This is a genomic window from Pseudomonas sp. R43(2017), from assembly GCF_002112345.1.
Classification (GTDB): Bacteria; Pseudomonadota; Gammaproteobacteria; order Pseudomonadales; family Pseudomonadaceae; genus Aquipseudomonas; species Aquipseudomonas kribbensis.
The window spans coordinates 363,540-384,019 of the sequence record NZ_NEHJ01000007.1 but is presented as its reverse complement, the minus strand read 5'-3'; the positions used below and the strand labels follow the sequence as shown (position 1 = coordinate 384,019).

The window sequence follows — 20,480 nt, the reverse complement described above, 5'->3', positions numbered from 1 at the left end:
CAGTTTCAGAGCACCGGGCGCTTGTCGCGGGCAACGTTGCGCAATGCAGCGATCACACAGGGTTCCAGCCGGCCTTCGGCGATCAGGATGTCGCGATGCAAGCCATCGACCACATCCGTCAGCTGGCGCTTGTCGCTCAACTGCGCCCGATTGAATTCTCGTTCCACCACGATGGCGCCACTGCCGTTCTTCAGTGTCACCAGGCATTCGCCCTGCAGACCGCGAGGGGTCAGCGTTACCTGATACGGGCTCAGAGCCTCACCGAGCAATAGACTGATACTTTCCATCTCGATCTCCACTCAATAGTCCGAAAACATTGTGCCTGGGGCGTGTCCACAGTAAATGACCACCGGCCCGAGAAGAAAGTTCTGCATATCGGCGACCTCTGCGGGAGCGTCACCGACCTGTCGGAGCATGCATGGAGAAGATGACAGAAAAATAACCGATGGTTTCAGGCGCTGACCGAACGTCGGGGCGACGACAGATAGCGATCGAGCAGATTGCGCATCAGCACCGCCGAAACCGGCGTGTACAGTCGGCCCAGGAGCTGTACCCCGCTCTCATCCAATAAAGATTCCAGGTCGGCCAGTACGCTGGGAGCGACCACACCCAGCAGAATCAACGATCGAGCATCCCGTCGGGCAACCAGATGGTTGATCAGTGCCAGCCCCTCACCATTTTTGAGCTGCGGATTGCAAATGGCGATATCGACAGCCCCCCGACGATCCAGCGAGCGCTTTGCCGCTCCCAGCGAAGGCGCGGTCAACACGTCGTAGATTCCAATGGCGTTGAGCATCTGGTGCAACGCCATCAGTTGAAACGGGTCGGGTTCGAGAAGCAGGATTTTGAGCGAGCGCATTGGACGACCTCTTGCAAGACAATCGCGGTTTCTCGCCGCAGTGGCTTGTCACTCTAGGGCAGTCGTCCTAAGCCTCCCATCAGAAAAGTAGCCAGGCTTTATAGGACATTTCCTATCTTCAACGCAGACATCGACACCCGCTATCGGTCTGCCTTTGAATGATGTCCGTCCACCCCCCCAGCAAACCGCGCAGCGCACCATCGGCACCGTAAAAAGGCACCGTCCACTGATAGACCTGCCGCGAACCGCCCTTGAACATCAGCTGTCGCCTGCTGAAGCGCGTCTTGCGCGTGCGCAGTTGCGCCATGAACTCATCATGAAGCATCAATGCCGTGGCTTGCGGAAGCACGTCGAGCTCACACAACGTCCGTCCCTTCACCTGTTCAAGACGCACGCCGAGCGCCTCTTCATAACTGCGATTGCACATGATCAGACGCCCCTGCAGGTCACGTACGAACACCGGGTCTGGCAAGGCATCGATCAACGCATGCTGAAAAGCCAGTTGATCGCCCAGATCCTTCTCCACCTTACGTCGCTGCTTGATCTCGACAGCGAGACGGCGACTCCATAGCAGCAAAAACAGGCCGAACACGCCGAGTACGCCCATGCCCCAGCATCCCCACTTGATCACCAGCGTCCCGAGCGAGGGCGCTGGAGCAGGGGAAATCCCGTCCAGCCATTTCATCCGCATGGCACGCAATTCGGCTGCCGAGAAGGCCCCGAGGGCTTTGTTGAGAATGCTCAGCAACTCAGGCAAGCCCTTGCGCACTGCCAGATGATCCGCCTCCCACTTGCCCTCCACCAGACCTCCGACCTTGAGCAGGCCCGATGGAAACAATTGCGCACCCATTTCGTTTTCAATCGTGGCGTATGCCTCGCCACTCTCCACCAGCGCCCGGGCCTCGGCATAGGTTTTGACCGAACGTATTTCAATCAGCGGATGCTCGCGTCGGATAATGTCCTCCAGTGCATGCCTGGCCGGCAGCACCAGAACCCGTTTCTCCAACTCTTCAAGCGACTGCACCGCCGGCAAACCTGCCCGCCCGACGAATACCCACCCCGCTCCCCCGAAGGCATGGCTGAAATCGAGAAACTGCTTGCGCTCCTCGTTCATCGCCAGCGTGGTACTGATGTCGGCGACGCCACTTTCGAGCCGCTCCAGCATATGGTTGGTGGAGAACGACTCGTGATGCACGAACTGCAAACCGGTCATGGCGCTGATGTGCTTGAGCACATCGTTGTTCAGGCCGGTCCACTGACCGTGTTCGTCCTGAAACAGATACAAGGGATACTGCACCGAGGCGACTGTCACCCTGGGGTTTTCACGAATCCACTGTTGCTCCTGCGCGTCCAGCTCAATGGGCTGGATGTTCAACTCTGCCCCTTCTGAATGCATCGTCAGATGGGCCGCTTCGGTCAATTGCAGAACCCCCGACAGCCCCAATAAAAACAACCAGCTCAGCGCTGGCCTCAATCCTGAATAAAACCGCATTGCCACATCCTTCGTCATCGACTCGCCCGTCCTTCGTGGGCGAAACACGCGCAGTGTGGCATGCAAAAACAAGAAAGCCCGTCAGGAGACGGGCTTCAAAATGTGACAGCTTTCAGGGCTTAAAGCGGCTTGCCGCGATTGCCATGCTGGCTGACAAAGGCTTGCACGGCTTTCAGCTCGTTTGCCAGAACGGTGCAGCGCTCTTCTCTCTCAAACAAATCAGAAAGGTGTGCAGGCAGTTCGAGAGCTTTTCCTACGCCGGCTTTCTCCACCGCGTCCGGGAACTTGACCGGATGCGCCGTACCCAGGATCACCATCGGGATATCCAGGCTGCGACGGCATTCGCGAGCGGCTTTTACGCCGATGGCGGTGTGCGGATCCAGCACTTCACCGGTCTGCTCGTAGACTTCGGCGATGGTTTCGCAGGTTTGCGCATCGTCCACGGCCAGCGAGTCGAACAGTTTGCGGGCTTCGGTCCAGCGTTCCTGTTCAACGCTGAAACCGCCGCCCTGCTTGAACGAGTCCATCAGCCCGGCAATCGCCGCGCCGTTGCGACCGTGCAGGTCGAACAGCAGGCGTTCGAAGTTCGACGAAACCATGATGTCCATCGACGGCGACAGCGTGGCGTGCAGGGTTTCCTTGACGTACTGGTTGCCGCTCATGAAGCGGTGCAGGATGTCGTTACGGTTGGTGGCGACGATCAACTGGTTGATCGGCAGGCCCATATTGCGGGCCAGGTAACCGGCGAAGATGTCGCCGAAATTGCCGGTCGGTACCGAGAACGACACCGAACGAGCCGGGCCGCCCAGTTGCAGCGCTGCGTGGAAGTAGTAAACGATCTGGGCCATGATCCGCGCCCAGTTGATCGAGTTCACCGCCACCAGGCGCGTGCCCTTGAGGAAGCTCTGGTCGGCGAAGCTGGCCTTGACCATTTCCTGGCAGTCATCGAAGTTGCCTTCGATGGCGATGTTGTGGATGTTCTCGCCGAGGATGGTGGTCATCTGCCGACGCTGCACTTCGGACACACGGTTGTGCGGGTGCAGGATGAAAATGTCGACGTTTTCGCAGTGCTTGCAGCCTTCGATGGCGGCCGAGCCAGTGTCACCGGAGGTGGCGCCGACGATGACAACGCGCTCGCCGCGCTTTTCCAGCACGTAGTCGAGCAAACGACCGAGCAGTTGCAGGGCGAAGTCCTTGAACGCCAGGGTCGGGCCGTGGAACAGCTCCATGACCCATTCGTTGCCGTTCAACTGACGCAGTGGCGCAACCGCGTTGTGGGCGAACACACCGTAGGTTTCTTCGAGAATCCTTTTGAAATCGGCGTCCGGAATGCTGCCGGTGACGAACGGGCGCATGACGCGGAAAGCCAGCTCGTGATACGGCAGGCCGGCCCAGGAAGCGATTTCTTCCTGAGTGAAACGTGGCAGGTTTTCCGGGACGTATAGACCGCCGTCGGTGGCAAGACCGGCCAGCAGGACGTCTTCGAAATTCAGGGCCGGTGCCTGGCCGCGGGTACTGATGTAACGCATGACTGACTCCAATGGACAGTGTTCACAACACCGGGCCCGCAGACGGGCCCGGTGAAGGAGATCGGCTTAGTTCAAGTGCTCGACACGGATCCGCACGACCGGACCGACAACACCCGCCAGGGCTTCAAGGGCGGCGATCGCATCGTTGATGTGCTGTTCCAGCACGCGGTGCGTCAGCAGGATCATCGGCACCAGACCGTCGTGTTCCTCGACTTCCTTCTGCATGATCGACTCGATGTTGATGCCGCGCTCCGAGAGGATGCTCGCCACCTGAGCGAGTACGCCCGGATGGTCCTTGGCCTGGATGCGCAGGTAGTAGGCGCTTTCGCAGGCTTCGATCGGCAGGATCGGATGGGCCGACAGCGAGTCCGGCTGGAAGGCCAGATGCGGCACGCGGTTTTCCGGGTCAGAGGTCATGGCGCGAACCACGTCCACCAGATCGGCGATCACCGACGACGCGGTCGGCTCCATGCCGGCGCCGGCGCCGTAGAACAGGGTCGAACCGGCAGCGTCACCGTTGACCATTACCGCGTTCATCACACCGTTGACGTTGGCGATCAGGCGATCGGCCGGGATCAGCGTCGGGTGCACGCGCAGCTCGATACCGGCGGCGGTGCTGCGTGCCACGCCCAGGTGCTTGATGCGGTAGCCCAGCGCTTCGGCGTAGTTCACGTCGGCGGTGGTCAGCTTGGTGATGCCTTCGGTGTAGGCCTTGTCGAACTGCAGCGGAACACCGAACGCGATGGACGCCAGGATTGTCAGCTTGTGCGCGGCGTCGATGCCTTCGACGTCGAAGGTCGGATCGGCTTCGGCGTAACCCAGCGCCTGCGCTTCGGCCAGCACGTCTTCGAAGGTGCGACCCTTCTCGCGCATTTCGGTGAGGATGAAGTTGCCGGTGCCGTTGATGATCCCGGCGACCCAGTTGATACGGTTGGCGGACAGGCCTTCACGGATCGCCTTGATCACCGGAATGCCGCCGGCTACCGCCGCTTCGAACGCCACGATCACGCCTTTCTCGCGGGCCTTGGCGAAAATTTCATTACCGTGAACGGCAATCAGAGCCTTGTTCGCGGTGACCACATGCTTGCCATTCTCGATGGCCTTGAGTACCAGCTCGCGGGCAACGGTGTAGCCGCCCATCAGCTCTATGACGATGTCGATCTCAGGGTTCGTGGCCACTTCGAAGACATCGTTGGTAATCGCAATACCGGTCGTCTGGAACTGAGGCTTTGGCGTGCGCATGGCAATTTGTGCCACTTCGATTCCACGCCCGGCACGACGAGCAATTTCCTCGGCGTTGCGCTGAAGTACGTTGAAGGTTCCGCCACCGACGGTCCCTAACCCACAGATGCCTACTTTGACCGGTTTCACTGTGAACTCCCCATAAAACGGCCGACGCGAGGCCGGCCGTGAAAACAACCGCGCAATCGCGGCTCTCTATTGATGGCCCGGCCATGTTGCCGCCGGGCCACGCTCGTCACGCCTTGGCGCGACGATGCGAATTACTTCGCGCCCAGCGCCAGTTTGGCGACTTGTGGCGCAGGCTGGTAGCCCGGAATGACTTGTCCGTCAGCCAAAACGATGGCCGGCGTGCCGTTCACGCCGATCGACTGACCGAGGGCGAACTGTTTGGAAACCGGGTTCTCGCACTTGGCGGCCTTGATTTCCTTGCCATCGACCATTTTGTCCATGGCCGCTTTCTTGTCTTTCGAGCACCACACGGCTTGCAGTTGCTCGTCACCCGGCGAGCCCAGGCCCTGGCGCGGGAACGCCACATAGCGCACTTCGATGCCGCGCTTGTTCAGCTCAGGCACTTCGGCGTGCAGCTTGTGGCAGTACGGGCAAGTGGTGTCGGTGAACACTGTAATGTGCGACTTGGTCTCGCCCACGGCCGGGTAAACCACGGTCTCGGCGACCGGAATCCCGTTGATCAGTTTGGAAATGCCCAGGCGTTCGGTCTTCTCGGTCAGGTTGACCGGTTTGCCGTCCTTGAGCTGGAACATGTAGCCCTGAACGATGTACTGGCCGTCGGCGCTGGCGTAGAGCACGCGGCTGCCCTTGAGCTTGACTTCGTACAGGCCCGGCAGCGGGCTGGCGGTGATGGTGTCCACCGGAACGTCGAGCTGGAGGTTTTCCAGGCTCTGGCGGATGGCTTTGTCGGCCGCATCATCGGCGACGGCAAAGGTGCTGACCAACGCAATGGCTGCGGCGGCGAAAATCTGGGTCAGACGCATGTGAACTCCTGAAGGCGGACAAATGGAACGATCAGAACGCCCGTGCCGGAACACCGGGTCATAACCGTCCATCGTGCAAACCGGCAAAGCCTACCACATAAGGCTCCCGTGGCCGAATGCGCCTGTCGCAAGGCAGAACGCTCAACCGCGAGGGTGATGCTTGGCATGCAGATCCTGCAACCGCGCACGGGCGACGTGCGTGTAGATCTGCGTGGTCGACAGGTCGCTGTGGCCCAGCAGCATCTGCACCACCCGCAAGTCGGCGCCATGGTTGAGCAGGTGCGTGGCGAAGGCGTGACGCAGAGTATGCGGCGACAGCGACTTGCCGATCCCGGCGACCTTGGCCTGATGCTTGATGCGGTGCCAGAAGGTCTGCCTGGTCATCTGTTCGCCGCGCTGACTGGGGAACAGCACATCGCTGGGGCGCCCGCCCAGCAGTTCGCTGCGACCATCGCGCAGATAACGCTCTACCCAGACAATTGCTTCCTCGCCCATCGGCACCAAGCGTTCCTTGCTGCCCTTACCCATAACCCGCAACACGCCCTGGCGCAGGTTGACCTGCTCCAGGGTCAGGCTGATCAGCTCGGTCACTCGCAAGCCGCAGGCGTAAAGGACTTCGAGCATGGCACGATCACGCTGCCCGATGGCTTCGCTCAAGTCTGGCGCCTTCAGCAGCGCTTCGACGTCAGCTTCCGACAGGGATTTGGGCAACGGCCGGCCAAGTTGCGGCATGTCGACACGCAAGGTCGGGTCGACCGAGATCAGTTTTTCCCGCAGCAAATAGCGATAAAAGCCACGCACGCCCGAGAGAAATCTCGCGGTGGAACGGGGTTTGTAGTTCTGCTCCAGACGCCAGGCCAGGTGATCGAGGATCAACTCGCGACCCGCGTTGATCAATTCGAGGTTTTTCTCCTGCAGCCAGCCGTTGAACAGCGCCAGATCGCTGCGATAGGCATCACGGGTGTTGTCGGACAGGCCTTTCTCCAGCCACAGGGCATCGAGGAATTGGTCAATCAGCGGGTGGTCGATGGCAGACATGGGCACTCTGGGCGCGCCGGCACAGGCACGACGCGCAAATAAACAGTGAACGGTTGAAAGGCTCGCTAGTCTTTCATAGCCCGCTATTTCAAGGAACAGGGAGCTTCAATGAACGAGCAGCAAATCCTCTTGGCCTTCGGCGGTATCGGTGCTGCCGCTCTGGGCTGTCAATGGCTGGCGTGGCGGCTGAAGTTGCCGGCGATTCTGTTTCTGCTGCTGACCGGCATTCTCGCCGGCCCCGTGCTGGGCTGGCTCGACCCGCAGGAAATGTTCGGTCCGCTGCTGATGCCACTGGTGTCACTGGCAGTGGCGCTGATCCTGTTCGAGGGCAGTCTGACCCTGCACCTGTCGGAGTGGCGCGAGATCGGCAGCGTCGTGCATCGGCTGGTGACCCTCGGCGCGCTCTCGACCTGGACAGTGATTGCGGTGGCGACCCACTGGCTGCTGGGCTTCGACTGGCTGCTCGCCATCCTGTTCGGCAGCCTGACGCTGGTTACCGGGCCGACCGTGATCGTGCCGATGCTGCGCGTGGTACGACCGAAGGCTTCGATCGCCAACATCCTGCGCTGGGAAGGGATTGTGATCGACCCGATCGGCGCGCTGCTCGCGGTGGTGGTCTACAGCTTCATCATTGCCCGGACCGAAGGCCATGGCCTGGAACAGAGCCTGCTTACGTTCGGCGGGGTGATTGTCTGCGGCAGCGCGTTCGGCATCGCCGGTGGCTGGCTGCTCGGTACGATCATTCGGCGTCAATGGCTGCCGGAGTATTTGCACAATCTGGCATCGCTCGCCGCCGTACTGGGGATATTCATCGCCGCCAACCAGACCATGCACGAATCCGGGCTGCTGGCGGTGACGCTGATGGGCATGTGGCTGGCGAACATGAAAGGCGTGGATGTACGGCACATTCTGCACTTCAAGGAAAACCTCAGTGTGCTGCTGATTTCCGGTTTGTTCATTCTGCTGGCGGCGCGGCTGGACCTGAACGCGCTGATCGGTCTCGGGCCACTGGTGCTGATTCTGTTGTTGGTGATCCAGCTGATCGCCCGACCACTGAACGTCGTCTTGAGTACCGCCGGTTCGAGCCTGAGTTGGCGTGAGCGTGCATTGTTGTGCTGGATCGCCCCGCGCGGGATCGTCGCGGCGGCAGTCTCGGCGATCTTTGCGATTCGCCTGGATGCTGCCGGCCATGAAGGTGCGCTGTTGCTGGTGCCGCTGACCTTCGCCGTGATCATCGGCACCGTCGTGCTGCAAAGCGCGACTGCCCGGCCACTGGCACGTCTGTTGAAGGTGGCGGAACCGGCACCCAGCGGCTTCCTGATCGTTGGTGCAAACGGCCCGGCGCGCCTGCTCGGCAAGTCGCTGCAACAACTGGGCAGCCGGGTGTTGCTCACCGACTCAAGCTGGGAAAACATTCGGGCGGCGCGCATGGATGGTTTGCCGACCTACTTCGGTAATCCGGCCTCGCAGCACGCGGATGCGCATCTGGATCTGGTGGGGCTGGGACATTTGCTGGCGCTGTCACCGTCCGGCGAACTCAATACGCTGGCAGCCATGCGTTTTCGACATGACTTTGGCCATCAGCGCCTGTTCGGACTGGCCAGCGGTCATGAAAGCCGGCGCAGCGACAAGCATCGCGCCAGCCTGGAGCATCGTGGCAATCAACTGGGAAGCGAAGCGCTGACTTACGCCAGGCTGGCCAGCCAGTTGGGCCAGGGCGCCGATCTGTACAGCACGACGCTGACGGACGGGTTTGGCTGGGACGAGTACCGGGCGCTGCATGGCAACCGCGCGACACTGCTGTTCATGCGCGATGACAGTGGCTGGGTGCATGTGGTGACGCCGGAAACCGTGCTGAAACCGGGGCCGGGGTGGACGTTGCTGGCGTTGATTCAGCCTGAGATTAGCGGCGGCGCATAAATCCAATCGCGGGCAAGCCCGCTCCCACAGGGTTCGTGTCGAGCACAACACCAGCAGGCAACACAAAATCTGTGGGGGCGGGCTTGCCCGCGAATGCCGCGGTTCGGTGCCGGATCAGGCCGCGAAGCCCGGCAACACGGGCACCGGCCGCTTGTCATCATCAATCGCAACAAAGCTGAACTGCCCGTGAATGGCTTTCTCACGCCCGTCGCAGCTCATGCTTTCAACGAACACTTCCACCTCGACCTTGAGGCTGGTGTTGCCGACCTTGATCACCAGCCCGACCAGCTCGACGATGGAACCTGCCGGGATCGCATGGTTGAAATCGATCCGGTCGGTGGAGACCGTCACCAGCGGCAGACGGCAGAAACGCGTGGCAGTGATGAACGACACTTCATCCATCCAGGCCAGCGCGGTGCCGCCGAACAGGGTGTTGTGGTGATTGGTGGTCGGCGGGAAGACCGCCTTGGTCACGCGGGTCACCGAGAGTTCGGTACGGCGTTCGATTTCTTGCTCGCGAGATGTCATGGATACGGCCTGAAGCGATGGTGCTGTGGATAAATTGCGGACAACAAAAAAGCAGCCCGTAGGCTGCTTTTTTCTGCATCGGAAGCTGGACTTAAGCCAGTTTTTCCTTGATGCGAGCTGCTTTACCCGACAGGTCGCGCAGGTAGTACAGCTTGGCTTTACGTACGTCACCGCGACGTTTGACAGCCATGCTGTCGATCTGCGGGGAGTAGGTCTGGAAAGTACGTTCTACGCCAACACCGTTGGAGATTTTACGAACGGTGAACGCACTGTTCACGCCGCGGTTACGCTTGGCGATTACAACGCCTTCGAACGCTTGCAGACGGGAACGATCGCCTTCCTTCACTTTCACCTGAACGACAATGGTGTCGCCCGGGGCAAAGGCCGGGATCTCTTTGGTCATCTGCTCTGCTTCGAGTGCAAGGATGATTTTGTTGGTCATGCTGTGCTCCTAAGGTAAATCGTCGGATCTACCATCGATACGTTGTTAACTATCGTCCCGCTCGCGGATGTATTCCTCGAGCAGCTTCTTCTCTTCTCCAGAAAGCGAGCGGCTTTCCAGAAGATCGGCGCGTCGTTCATAGGTCCGACCAAGGGACTGCTGTAAACGCCAACGCCGGATGTGTGCGTGATTGCCACTTAGCAATACGTCGGGAACACGCTGATCCGCATACACCTCCGGTCGGGTGTAGTGCGGGCAATCCAGCAAACCATCCGTGAAGGAATCTTCCTCCGCGGAGTCCGCATGCCCTAAAGCTCCGGGCAGCAGTCGTGTAACCGCATCTATCAGGACCATCGCCGGCAGCTCGCCGCCAGACAGGACATAGTCCCCAATCGACCACTCTTCATCGACATGAGCATCAATAAAACGCTCGTCAATGCCTTCATAGCGACCGGCAATCAGGATCAATGCATCCGATTTCGCCAGTTCGCGTACCGCCGACTGAGTCAGTTGACGGCCTTGGGGGGACAGGTAAATCACCTTCGCCGCCTCCCCGGCTGCTGCCTTGGCCTGAACCAGAGCATCTTCCAGGGGCTTGATCTTCATCACCATGCCCGGACCACCGCCAAACGGGCGATCGTCCACAGTGTGATGCCGATCCGTCGTGTAATCCCGCGGATTCCAACAGGTCAGCTGCAAGAGCCCCTGTTTGACCGCTCGACTGGTGATGCCGTAGTCGCCGATGGCGGAAAACATCTCGGGAAACAAACTGATCACTTCTACGCGCAAGTTAGCCACGCTTAGAAGTCCGCGTCCCAATCCACCTTCATCTCGCCCGCTGCGAGGTCGACGGCCAACACGCATTGCTCCGTATAGGGCAACAGGCGTTCGCGATCATCCAGGCTGCCAGCGCAAGGCTTGACTACCATTACATCATTGGCGCCGGTTTCCAGAAGATGATCGATTTTCCCGAGCAGTTGCCCAAGTGTGTCGATGACCTTCAGACCTTCCAGCTGGTACCAGTAGTACTCGCCTTCGGTCAATTCAGCGAACAGGCTGCGCGGCACGCAGATCTCGTAACCGGCCAGAAGACGAGCTTCTTCACGATCATCAAGACCCTTGAGCTTTGCGACCAGGAACTTGTCGCTCCCGCGTCCACTGACCAGCTCGACCTGTTTGACATTGCCTTCGCGCTTGAGCGTCCAGGTTTTGTACTGCAACAGGTTTTCAGTCGGATCAGTAAAGGAATAAACCTTCACTTCGCCGCGAACGCCGTGAACAGAATAAATTTTGCCAATAACGATCAAATCATCGGCAACAGCAGGCGTCGCGTTCATATTGCTCAGGCCGCAGCCTTAGCCGATTCCTTCAGCAACTGAGCAACACGCTCAGAAGGCTGTGCACCAACGCTCAGCCAGTAGGCTACGCGCTCTTGGTTCACGGACAGACGAACTTCCTGACCACGGGCAACAGGGTTGAAGAAACCAACCTGTTCTTTGTGGGAACCGTCACGCGGGTTGCGGGAGTCGGTTACGGTCAGGTGGTAAAACGGGCGCTTTTTGGAGCCGCCAAGGGCAAGACGGATTGTTAGCATGTGAACATCGTTCCTGTAGTCGGTGCTGCAAATCTAAATGCACAGCGGGCATGGGTGCCCGAAAGGCCGCATATTCTAAGGAATATCCGGACTTTTGCAAATGACTTTTTCCGGCGCCTATGGCATGCCGTGCTGATTTGCGGTAGAGCCGTCAATGAAAACGGCCAGTCAGCTCCCGCCGAATGCGGGTTTGCTGTTGATCCCGCGTCCTTGCGGGGTCTGCGCCGGTACGACGACCGGCGAGTTCTTTTACAGTTTTGGCATGCCGCCGCCGGGCAACATACCGCCCATGCCGCGCATCATTTTCGCCATTCCGCCCTTGGCGGAGAATTTCTTCATCATCTTCTGCATCTGCTTGTGCTGCTTGATCAAGCGACCGATGTCCTGCACCTGGGTGCCGGAGCCCATGGCGATCCGGCGCTTGCGCGAGCCACTGATCAGCTCGGGGTCGCGGCGCTCGGCCGGGGTCATGGAGTTGATGATGGCCTCCATCTGCTTGAACTGCTTCTCTGCCGCACTCTGGGCATTGCCCATCTGCGACAGGTTGACGCCACCGATGCTCGGCAGCTTGTCCATGAGGCCGCCGAGGCCGCCCATGTTCTTCATCTGTTGCAGCTGATCGCGGAAGTCTTCGAGGTCGAAGCCCTTGCCCTTCTTCAGTTTCTTGGCCAGTTTGTCGGCCTTGTCCTTGTCGAGGGTCGCTTCAGCCTGTTCGATCAGGCTGAGCACGTCGCCCATGCCGAGGATCCGCGAGGCGATACGCTCAGGGTGGAACGGGTCGAGGGCTTCGGTCTTCTCGCCCATACCGATGAACTTGATCGGCTTGCCGGTGATGGCACGCACGGAAAGCGCGGCACCGCCACGGGCATCACCGTCGACCTTGGTCAGGATCACGCCGGTCAGCGGCAATGCATCGCCGAAGGCCTTGGCCGTATTGGCGGCGTCCTGGCCGGTCATGGCGTCGACCACGAACAGGGTTTCGACCGGGTTGATCGCGGCATGCAGCGCCTTGATCTCGCCCATCATCTCTTCGTCGATGTGCAGACGACCGGCGGTATCGACGATGACCACGTCGATGAATTTCAGTTTTGCTTCTTTAATAGCCGCGTTGGCGATGTCGACCGGCTTCTGGCTCAGGTCGGACGGGAAGAACGTCACGCCGATGTCGTTGGCCAGGGTTTCCAGCTGTTTAATAGCAGCAGGACGATAGATGTCCGCCGACACGACCATGACCGACTTCTTCTTGCGCTCTTTAAGGAAGCGCGCCAGCTTGCCGGCGGTAGTGGTTTTACCGGCACCCTGCAGACCGGCCATCAGGATGACGGCAGGCGGCACGGCGCTCAGGTTCAGGTCTTCGTTGGCCGCGCCCATCAGGCTTTCGAGTTCGGCCTGGACGATCTTCACGAACGCCTGGCCCGGCGTCAGGCTGCGCGACACCTCGGTGCCGACAGCGCGTTCCTTGACCGAATTGACGAAGTCCTTGACCACCGGCAGGGCAACGTCGGCTTCGAGCAACGCCATGCGCACTTCACGCAGGGTGTCTTTAATGTTGTCTTCAGTCAGTTTCGCCTTGCCGGTGACATGGCGCAGCGTCTGCGAGAGACGGTCGGTTAAGTTTTCAAACATTGCGCGATCCTTTCAGGCCCTGTGTAGACCGGGATAATGGCGGCCCGGACCGGAATCAACATGTACTCGGCGAGCCTGCGGCGTGGGCAGGTCGCGGATTATAGCGAAGACTGCGTCTGGCGGACACCTCGCTGTCAGCTTGCCGGTCTTTCGTGCGATGACCGTTCTATGCCAAACTCAGCGCCTTTCGGGCTTGCCTAACAGGATTTATGCTCCCCTTGTCACCGAGTTTGCTGACCACCCTCGCCGCCGCCCTTCTCTATGCCGCTGCGACCCTTTATCAGGGCACCCGCCTGGCCACTGGCGCCAAGGCCAACAAGCGCCTGCTGGTCACGCTTGGCGTGCTCGCCGTGCTGGCCCACAGTGCCAGCCTGCTGACTCATCTGCTGACGCCGATCGGTCTGGGCCTGGACTTCTTCAGTGCGTCGAGCCTGATTGCCGCAGCGGTCATTGCCCTGACCCTGCTGGCCTGCTCGCGGATCCCGGTGGAAAACCTGCTGGTCCTGCTGTTCCCGCTGGGGGCGATCACCGTGTTGCTGGCGCAGTTCGCGCCGACCGGCACCGTGCAAATCATCGATGAAGAGCCGGGCATCCTTGCGCACATCCTGCTATCGATCCTCGCCTACGGCATGTTCACCATCGCAGTGTTCCAGGCCTTGTTGCTGCTGGTGCAGGATCACCAGCTCAAGAACAAGCACCCATCCGGGCTGATCAAGAACTTCCCGCCGCTGCAAACCATGGAAAGCCTGCTGTTCGGCTTCCTCTGGGCCGGCTGGACGCTGCTGTCGCTGTCGCTGATTTCCGGCTGGCTGTTCGTCGAGAACCTGTTTGCCCAGCACCTGGTACACAAGACCCTGCTCGCTTGCCTGGCCTGGATCGTGTTCAGCGTGCTGTTGTGGGGCCGCAACCGCCTGGGCTGGCGTGGCCATAAAGCGATCCGCTGGACCCTCGCCGGTTTCTGTCTGCTGATGTTGGCGTATTTCGGCAGCAAACTGGTCCGTGAATACATCCTGCACATCTGACGGGCGGCATAAATGGACGGTTTGCCCATAGGGCCGATGCTCGCGGTATTTGTCCTGCTGATTCTCTGGTCGGGGCTGTTTACCGCCATCGAAGTCGCGCAACAGCATCTGCTGGCACAGCGCACCGCATCGCGCGCCAGTGACAAACCACTGGCGAAATTCAGCTTCCCGCTCGACAGCCTGATCCTGTGCAACACCCTGTGCCGCGCCCTCGCCGTGGTGCTTGCCACGCTACTGGCGATTTTCCTCTGTGAAGAAAACGGCCCCTGGGCAGCCACTCTGGGTGCCGGCGCCGTCCTGCTGGTGTTCGCCGACTATTTCCCGCGCACCCTTGCCCAACGTTATCCGGACGCCGTGCTGTCATTCGGCAACACGTTGCTGGCAGTGCCGCTGAAAGTGATCTATCCGCTCGCATGGCTGCTGAGCAGCATCAGTGGTTTGCTGCTGCGTCCGCTGGTGCGCAAGCAGCAGGTCGTGCAACAGAGCGAAGACGACGTCCCGCCGGAACGCCATGACGACCCGGAACATCCGTCACGCACGCACCCGGTTTCCGGTATCCACGCACTGGACAACATCACGGTCAACGACATCCTGGTGCCGCGCAGTGACGTCGACGGCATCAATCTCGACGATCCGATCGAAGAGATCATCGAGCAGTTGCGCCACAACAAGCGCACGCGCCTGCCGGTTTTTCACAGCGACATCAACCAGGTCGAGGCCGTCCTCAATACCCGGCAGGTCCGTCATTTGCTGGACAATCAAGCCCTGACCCGGGAAGCGCTGCTGGCCGCCAGCTACGAGCCTTATTTCGTACCGGAAAGCACGCCGCTGCAACTGCAGCTGCTGAACTTCCACAAGCAGCAGCGTCGTCTGGGCATGGTGGTGGACGAGTACGGCGAAGTGCTGGGGATCGTCACCCTGGAAGACATTCTCGAAGAAATCGTCGGCGAATTCGAAAGCGAGCACAGCCTCGACAATCCGCATATCCATCCGCAGGCCGATGGCCGCATGGTGATCGATGGCGCGGCGTCGATCCGCGAACTGAACAAATGCCTGGGCTGGCACCTGCCCAGCGACGGCCCCCGGACTCTCAATGGCCTGGTGACCGAAGCGCTGGAAACCATCCCGGAAAGCGCGGTCTGCCTGAAGATCGGCCGCTACCGGCTGGAGATTCTCGAAACCGAGGAGAACCGGGTGAGCAAGGTCCTGATCTGGCATACCACTTCGGCCCCGGCGCTGGCCACGGCGCGCTAGACAGCCCCTTGTTCAATCGTTAGCCACCTTCCTATAATCGCGGTGCTTACCCAAGCCCCGCCGAACCGCGTGCTTACCCCGCACCCGACAGGTTCCGGCCGGTTCATCGCCGCTTTCCGCATCACACCGACGACTGTTCCTACCTGAAACAGCGCTCGCGCCCTATCCCACATCCCCGGGTAGTCGACCATAATAATTCGCTCCAACGGAGCTCATGACTGTCAGGGATCACCGCATGACGACCAGCACAGCTTACAGCGACACCACGCCTGCCCAACCGGCCAACTCCACCACCCGGGTGGCCACCGCGAGCTTCATCGGCACGGCCATCGAGTTCTACGATTTCTACGTCTATGCTACCGCCGCCGCACTGGTGATCGGGCCGGTATTCTTTCCGCAGACATCCGGCACCGCGCAGATGCTCTCGGCCTTCCTCACCTTTGGTATCGCCTTCCTCGCCCGCCCGCTGGGTTCGGCGCTGTTCGGCCATTTCGGCGACCGGATCGGGCGCAAGTCCACACTGGTGGCTTCCCTGCTGCTGATGGGTGTCTGCACCACGCTGATCGGCGTGCTGCCAGGTTACGACAGCATTGGGGCGTGGGCACCGATCCTGTTGTGTGTGCTGCGCTTCGGCCAAGGCCTCGGACTGGGCGGAGAATGGGGGGGCGCGGCATTGTTGGCCACCGAAAACGCGCCAAAGGGCAAGCGGGCGTGGTTCGGCATGTTCCCGCAGTTGGGCCCTTCGATCGGCTTTCTGGCAGCCAACGGCCTGTTCCTGACGCTGGCCATGACGCTCAATGACGAACAGTTCCGCAGTTGGGGCTGGCGGATTCCGTTCCTGCTCAGTGCGGTACTGGTGATGGTCGGGCTGTATGTGCGCCTCAAACTCCACGAAACGCCAGTATTCGCCAACGCCATCGCCCGTCAGGAGCGGGTGAAAGTGCCGCTGGTCGAGCTGTTCAGCCAATACTGGGCGCCAACGTTGCTGGGGGCCGCCGCCATGGTCGTCTGCTACGCACTGTTCTACATCTCTACGGTGTTTTCCCTGAGCTACGGCGTGTCCACATTGGGCTACAGCCGCGAGACATTCCTCGGGCTGCTGTGCTTCGCCGTGCTGTTCATGGCAGCCGCCACACCGCTGTCAGCCTGGGCAAGTGATCGTTACGGGCGCAAGCCGGTGCTCATCGTCGGCGGTGTTCTGGCGATTCTTTCCGGATTTCTGATGGAGCCGTTGCTGACTCAGGGCTCGACTTGGGGCGTGGCACTGTTCCTGTGCATCGAGCTGTTCCTGATGGGCGTGACGTTCGCCCCGATGGGTGCCCTGCTGCCGGAACTGTTTCCGACGCACGTGCGGTATACCGGTGCATCGGCGGCCTACAACCTCGGCGGCATCGTTGGGGCCTCGGCGGCGCCATTCTTTGCGCAGAAACTGGTGGCGATGGGTGGTTTGAGTTACGTCGGCGGATATGTGTCGGGGGCGGCGGTGCTCAGCTTGATCGCCGTGCTGTGCCTGAAGGAAACGCGCCATAACGACCTGAATCAGGTGTCGTAAGCGCAATGATCGCTCCCGCACGGGCGGGAGCGATCAGATAGCGGGATTACAGCTCTACAACGACAGCCTGAGAAGCGCGGGTCGCCTTGGCACGAGCGGCCTCGATCGACTCGTCACGGGCCAGTGCAACACCCATGCGGCGCTGGCCGTTGACTTCAGGCTTGCCGAACAGACGCAGCGCGGTATCCGGCTCGCTCAGCGCAGCGCCGAGGTTGGCGAATGCGGTCTGGGTCGACTGGCCTTCCACCAGAATCACCGCCGATGCCGATGGACCGAACTGACGGATCAGCGGCACCGGCAAACCAAGGATTGCCCGGGCGTGCAGGGCGAACTGCGACAGATCCTGGGAAATCAGGGTCACCAGACCGGTGTCGTGCGGACGCGGCGACACTTCGCTGAACCACACCTGATCGCCCTTGATGAACAGCTCGACGCCGAACAGGCCACGGCCACCCAACGCCTCGGTCACGGCTTTGGCAACGCGCTCGGACTCAGCCAGAGCAATCGGGCTCATGGCCTGTGGCTGCCAGGATTCCTGGTAGTCGCCCTTTTCCTGACGGTGGCCGACCGGTGCACAGAACGTGGTGCCGCCGATATGACGCACGGTCAGCAGGGTGATTTCGTAGTCGAAATCGATGAAGCCTTCGATGATCACCCGGCCTTTACCGGCACGACCGCCTTCTTGTGCGTAGTCCCAGGCTTTCTGCACGTCATCGGCGCTGCGCAGCAGGCTCTGGCCCTTGCCCGACGAACTCATCACCGGTTTGACGACGCACGGGAAGCCGAGGTCCTGAACAGCCTTGCTGTAGTCCTCGAAGGTGTCGGCGAAGTGGTAAGGCGAGGTCGGCAGATCCAGCTCTTCAGCGGCCAGACGACGGATACCTTCGCGGTTCATGGTCAGTTGCGCGGCGCGCGCGGTCGGGATCACGGTGAAGCCTTCGGCTTCCAGTTCGACCAGAGTGGCAGTGGCGATGGCTTCGATTTCCGGCACGATGAAGTGCGGCTTCTCGGCTTCGATCACCGCACGCAGGGCGGCGCCGTCGAGCATGTTGATCACGTGACTGCGATGGGCAACCTGCATGGCCGGCGCATTGGCGTAACGGTCAACGGCAATCACTTCAACGCCCAGGCGCTGCAGCTCGATCACCACTTCCTTGCCCAACTCACCACAGCCACACAGCAATACGCGGGTCGCGGTCGGCGACAATGGAGTTCCGATACGGGTCATCTCAGGTCCTCAAAGAAGCGGATCATCGAGGAAAGCAACGCCAGACGCGCTTTCCATGGGGAGAAAGCGCGGCATTTTACATGAACCTGAGGGTTTGGCTTCAGCCGGCGACAGCCTGTTTGCGATCGCGCCAGGCCATGATCAGCCAGACCGCAGTCACACCGGCGAACTTCGAGGCCAGGGCGGTGATGATCACCGGCGGCGTCAGCAGGTCGATCATGCCGAAAAAGATGAAGGTATCGAGGGGAATGCTCAGCGCCGAACTGATCCACAGACGATCACGCAACGGACGCTTGGTGATGCTGAACACCAGCCAGTCAATGCACTCGGACACCGCGAACGCCGTGGCACTGGCCAGCGCGATCGATGGATCGGAGGTGACATAGGACAGCACCAGCGCCGCCAGCATCGCCACAATCGCGCCATGGCCAAAACGGATCTGCACCATGTCGCGCAGCACGAACACCAGCCCGCCCCAGGCAGACCAGATGATGTCCAGGTGCGGCGCGGTGGAGAACGCAAAGTTGATCAGCACGACGCTGCTGATGTAGGCAATGAGGAAAATCATGGGGAGCGACCTGTCAGATTGGCGCACAGGTTACTTGAGGAGGAGAGTCCGGCCAAGTCGGGGAGCAAATTGTATACACCTGACGCCAGACAAGCATCAGCGCTTGGCAGGGATCATCCAAATCAATCCACTCGCCTTCGCCCGCTCATGACACAACCCGAGCACCACCCGCCGCTCGTCGTTGGTCATCCGGCTCCAGCGGGTGATTTCCTCGACCGCGCGCTGGCAACCGGTGCAAATGTCATCCTCGTCCAGCGCGCAAATGCTCACGCACGGCGAGGCGACGGGTCTTTCCGGGGTTGTCATTCTTCCTGCTCGACCAGATCGCGCGCATAGCGCTGGGAGTTATGCACATAGTGCGCGGCGCTGGCTTCGAGCATCTTTTTCTGCGGCTCGGTCAGTTCGCGCACCACCTTGCCCGGCGAGCCCATCACCAGCGAACCATCGGGAATTTCCTTGCCTTCACCGATCAGCGAATTGGCGCCGATGATGCAGTTCTTGCCGATTTTCGCGCCATTGAGGATGACGGCGTTGATGCCGATCAGGCTGTAGTCGCCGACCGTGCAACCGTGAAGCATGGCGTTGTGGCCGATGGTCACGCCGGTGCCGATGGTCAGCGGAAAGCCCATGTCGGTGTGCATCACCGTGCCATCCTGCACGTTGCTGTTCTTGCCGATCAGGATCAGTTCGTTGTCGCCGCGCAACACGGCGTTGAACCAGACGTTGGCGCCCTCTTCCAGCTTGACCTTGCCCACCAGCACGGCGTTGGGGGCGACCCAGCTCTGCGGATGGGTTTCGACGCGGGCGTCGCCCAGGCGATATTTCATCTTGTTTTCCTCAGGGCTCACGATGGCTTCAGGTATTGATAAAGCTTTTTGGCGGTCGATGCAGGCTGATTTTGGCGTCATAGAGCAGGTTGATCAACTCGACGATCATGATCGCCGTCAGCCCCCAGATCTTGTATTCGCCGTAACGATAGCTCGGCACGTACCAACTGCGACCCTGATAGTCGATGCGGTGGGTGTGTTCGCGCGGGTCCTTGCGGAAGAATTCCAGGGGCACGCTGAACACCGCAGCGATCTCGGCATCATTGGCCTGATATTCGACGAAGTCGGGAATCACCCCGACATACGGCGTGACCTTGATGCCGTGCAGGGAAATCAGCGGGCTGAGCGGGCCGATCACTTCGACCAGGCCGGGTGGCAGGCCGATTTCCTCTTCGGCTTCACGCAGCGCGGTGAAGATCAGGTCCGGGTCTTCCGGGTCGCGCCTGCCACCGGGAAAGGCGACTTCGCCACCGTGGGTCGAGAGCCCGCTGGCGCGCAGGGTGAGGACAAGCTCGGGTTCGTCACTGCGAGTAATCGGCACCAGGACGGCGGCCTCGGGGAAACGCGTGTCGGTCTCCAGCGTGCGCGGCGTGTGATTGCTTACCCGGTGCAGTAGCTCGTCCAGCATAAGTGTTCTCGATCTGTGCCTTGCCCTGCATCATGCACCAATCAATGCGACCGCCCAAGCCCTGAACAGGGGTCATGTCGCGAAACGACAACTTGCCGACTGACACCGCTGCACGCCAAGATAGGCGCAGCATTCAGGA

The 20,480-nt window shown here is 60.6% G+C and carries 22 protein-coding genes; 4 read left to right on the top strand and 18 right to left on the bottom strand.

Translation table 11 applies throughout. The annotated features are described in order from the left end of the window. Positions 1–5 precede the first annotated feature (5 nt). The 7 genes from CAG02_RS21435 to xerD all read right to left on the bottom strand — a co-directional run bounded on the left by CAG02_RS21435 (position 6) and on the right by xerD (position 7,152). Entirely contained in the window at positions 6–287 is a 282-nt protein-coding gene (locus tag CAG02_RS21435; RefSeq protein WP_085711637.1) for a DUF3509 domain-containing protein, read from the bottom strand. A 164-nt stretch (positions 288–451) separates the two neighbouring features. Next, positions 452–859 carry a response regulator gene (locus CAG02_RS21430; RefSeq protein WP_085711638.1) on the bottom strand — a complete coding sequence of 136 codons (408 nt, stop codon included), beginning with the start codon at positions 857–859 and terminating at the stop codon, positions 452–454. 118 nt (positions 860–977) lie between these two features. Next, a complete protein-coding gene (locus CAG02_RS21425) occupies positions 978–2,351 on the bottom strand; it encodes a transporter substrate-binding domain-containing protein (RefSeq protein WP_085711639.1) in 1,374 nt (457 codons plus the stop codon). A 119-nt stretch (positions 2,352–2,470) separates the two neighbouring features. After that, complete coding sequence (gene thrC, locus CAG02_RS21420; protein WP_085711640.1) at positions 2,471–3,880, bottom strand: threonine synthase; 1,410 nt, start codon at positions 3,878–3,880, stop codon at positions 2,471–2,473. A 66-nt stretch (positions 3,881–3,946) separates the two neighbouring features. Next, on the bottom strand, positions 3,947–5,251 hold the full coding sequence (locus tag CAG02_RS21415) for a homoserine dehydrogenase (protein ID WP_011332618.1): 1,305 nt from the start codon (positions 5,249–5,251) through the stop codon (positions 3,947–3,949). A gap of 131 nt (positions 5,252–5,382) precedes the next feature. Then, positions 5,383–6,114, bottom strand: a complete 732-nt coding sequence (dsbC, locus tag CAG02_RS21410; protein ID WP_085711641.1) for a bifunctional protein-disulfide isomerase/oxidoreductase DsbC — start codon at positions 6,112–6,114, stop codon at positions 5,383–5,385. Between the two features lie 141 nt (positions 6,115–6,255). Further along, entirely contained in the window at positions 6,256–7,152 is an 897-nt protein-coding gene (gene xerD / locus CAG02_RS21405; RefSeq protein WP_085711642.1) for a site-specific tyrosine recombinase XerD, read from the bottom strand. A gap of 108 nt (positions 7,153–7,260) precedes the next feature. On the opposite strand from xerD, the gene CAG02_RS21400 reads away from it, so the two are divergent. Next, positions 7,261–9,072, top strand: a complete 1,812-nt coding sequence (locus tag CAG02_RS21400) for a sodium:proton antiporter (protein WP_085711643.1) — start codon at positions 7,261–7,263, stop codon at positions 9,070–9,072. 114 nt (positions 9,073–9,186) lie between these two features. On the opposite strand, the gene CAG02_RS21395 is transcribed toward CAG02_RS21400, so the two are convergent. From CAG02_RS21395 to ffh, 6 genes are all read right to left on the bottom strand, one after another. After that, the gene (locus CAG02_RS21395; RefSeq protein WP_085711644.1) at positions 9,187–9,600 is read right to left on the bottom strand and encodes an acyl-CoA thioesterase; all 414 of its coding nucleotides are present in this window, start codon (positions 9,598–9,600) and stop codon (positions 9,187–9,189) included. A 91-nt stretch (positions 9,601–9,691) separates the two neighbouring features. Beyond that, positions 9,692–10,042, bottom strand: a complete 351-nt coding sequence (gene rplS / locus CAG02_RS21390; RefSeq protein ID WP_009047143.1) for a 50S ribosomal protein L19 — start codon at positions 10,040–10,042, stop codon at positions 9,692–9,694. A 45-nt stretch (positions 10,043–10,087) separates the two neighbouring features. Further along, the gene (gene trmD, locus CAG02_RS21385) at positions 10,088–10,840 is read right to left on the bottom strand and encodes a tRNA (guanosine(37)-N1)-methyltransferase TrmD (protein ID WP_085711645.1); all 753 of its coding nucleotides are present in this window, start codon (positions 10,838–10,840) and stop codon (positions 10,088–10,090) included. Positions 10,841–10,842: 2 nt separating this feature from the next. Beyond that, positions 10,843–11,379 carry a ribosome maturation factor RimM gene (rimM, locus tag CAG02_RS21380; protein ID WP_085711646.1) on the bottom strand — a complete coding sequence of 179 codons (537 nt, stop codon included), beginning with the start codon at positions 11,377–11,379 and terminating at the stop codon, positions 10,843–10,845. A 5-nt stretch (positions 11,380–11,384) separates the two neighbouring features. After that, the gene (gene rpsP, locus CAG02_RS21375) at positions 11,385–11,636 is read right to left on the bottom strand and encodes a 30S ribosomal protein S16 (RefSeq protein ID WP_003198088.1); all 252 of its coding nucleotides are present in this window, start codon (positions 11,634–11,636) and stop codon (positions 11,385–11,387) included. 249 nt (positions 11,637–11,885) lie between these two features. Further along, on the bottom strand, positions 11,886–13,262 hold the full coding sequence (ffh, locus tag CAG02_RS21370; protein WP_085711647.1) for a signal recognition particle protein: 1,377 nt from the start codon (positions 13,260–13,262) through the stop codon (positions 11,886–11,888). 209 nt (positions 13,263–13,471) lie between these two features. On the opposite strand from ffh, the gene CAG02_RS21365 reads away from it, so the two are divergent. The 3 genes from CAG02_RS21365 (at position 13,472) to CAG02_RS21350 (ending at position 17,090) form a co-directional block, all read left to right on the top strand. Next, complete coding sequence (locus CAG02_RS21365; RefSeq protein WP_085711648.1) at positions 13,472–14,284, top strand: inner membrane protein YpjD; 813 nt, start codon at positions 13,472–13,474, stop codon at positions 14,282–14,284. A 12-nt stretch (positions 14,285–14,296) separates the two neighbouring features. Next, positions 14,297–15,538: a transporter associated domain-containing protein gene (locus CAG02_RS21360; RefSeq protein ID WP_085711649.1), complete on the top strand. Its 1,242-nt coding sequence runs from the start codon at positions 14,297–14,299 to the stop codon at positions 15,536–15,538. 235 nt (positions 15,539–15,773) lie between these two features. After that, complete coding sequence (locus CAG02_RS21350; RefSeq protein ID WP_085711651.1) at positions 15,774–17,090, top strand: MFS transporter; 1,317 nt, start codon at positions 15,774–15,776, stop codon at positions 17,088–17,090. Positions 17,091–17,136: 46 nt separating this feature from the next. On the opposite strand, the gene purT is transcribed toward CAG02_RS21350, so the two are convergent. The 5 genes from purT to CAG02_RS21325 all read right to left on the bottom strand — a co-directional run bounded on the left by purT (position 17,137) and on the right by CAG02_RS21325 (position 20,341). Continuing rightward, the gene (purT, locus tag CAG02_RS21345) at positions 17,137–18,318 is read right to left on the bottom strand and encodes a formate-dependent phosphoribosylglycinamide formyltransferase (RefSeq protein ID WP_024011715.1); all 1,182 of its coding nucleotides are present in this window, start codon (positions 18,316–18,318) and stop codon (positions 17,137–17,139) included. A 100-nt stretch (positions 18,319–18,418) separates the two neighbouring features. Beyond that, positions 18,419–18,886 carry a preQ0 transporter gene (locus CAG02_RS21340; RefSeq protein WP_085711652.1) on the bottom strand — a complete coding sequence of 156 codons (468 nt, stop codon included), beginning with the start codon at positions 18,884–18,886 and terminating at the stop codon, positions 18,419–18,421. A 96-nt stretch (positions 18,887–18,982) separates the two neighbouring features. After that, positions 18,983–19,192 carry a DUF1289 domain-containing protein gene (locus CAG02_RS21335; RefSeq protein ID WP_085711653.1) on the bottom strand — a complete coding sequence of 70 codons (210 nt, stop codon included), beginning with the start codon at positions 19,190–19,192 and terminating at the stop codon, positions 18,983–18,985. Beyond that, positions 19,189–19,713, bottom strand: coding sequence for a gamma carbonic anhydrase family protein (locus tag CAG02_RS21330; protein WP_034154816.1), 525 nt, complete (start codon positions 19,711–19,713; stop codon positions 19,189–19,191). The genes CAG02_RS21335 and CAG02_RS21330 overlap by 4 nt, the downstream gene beginning before the upstream one ends. A 28-nt stretch (positions 19,714–19,741) precedes the next feature. Next, entirely contained in the window at positions 19,742–20,341 is a 600-nt protein-coding gene (locus CAG02_RS21325) for a CoA pyrophosphatase (RefSeq protein WP_085711654.1), read from the bottom strand. Positions 20,342–20,480 lie beyond the last annotated feature (139 nt).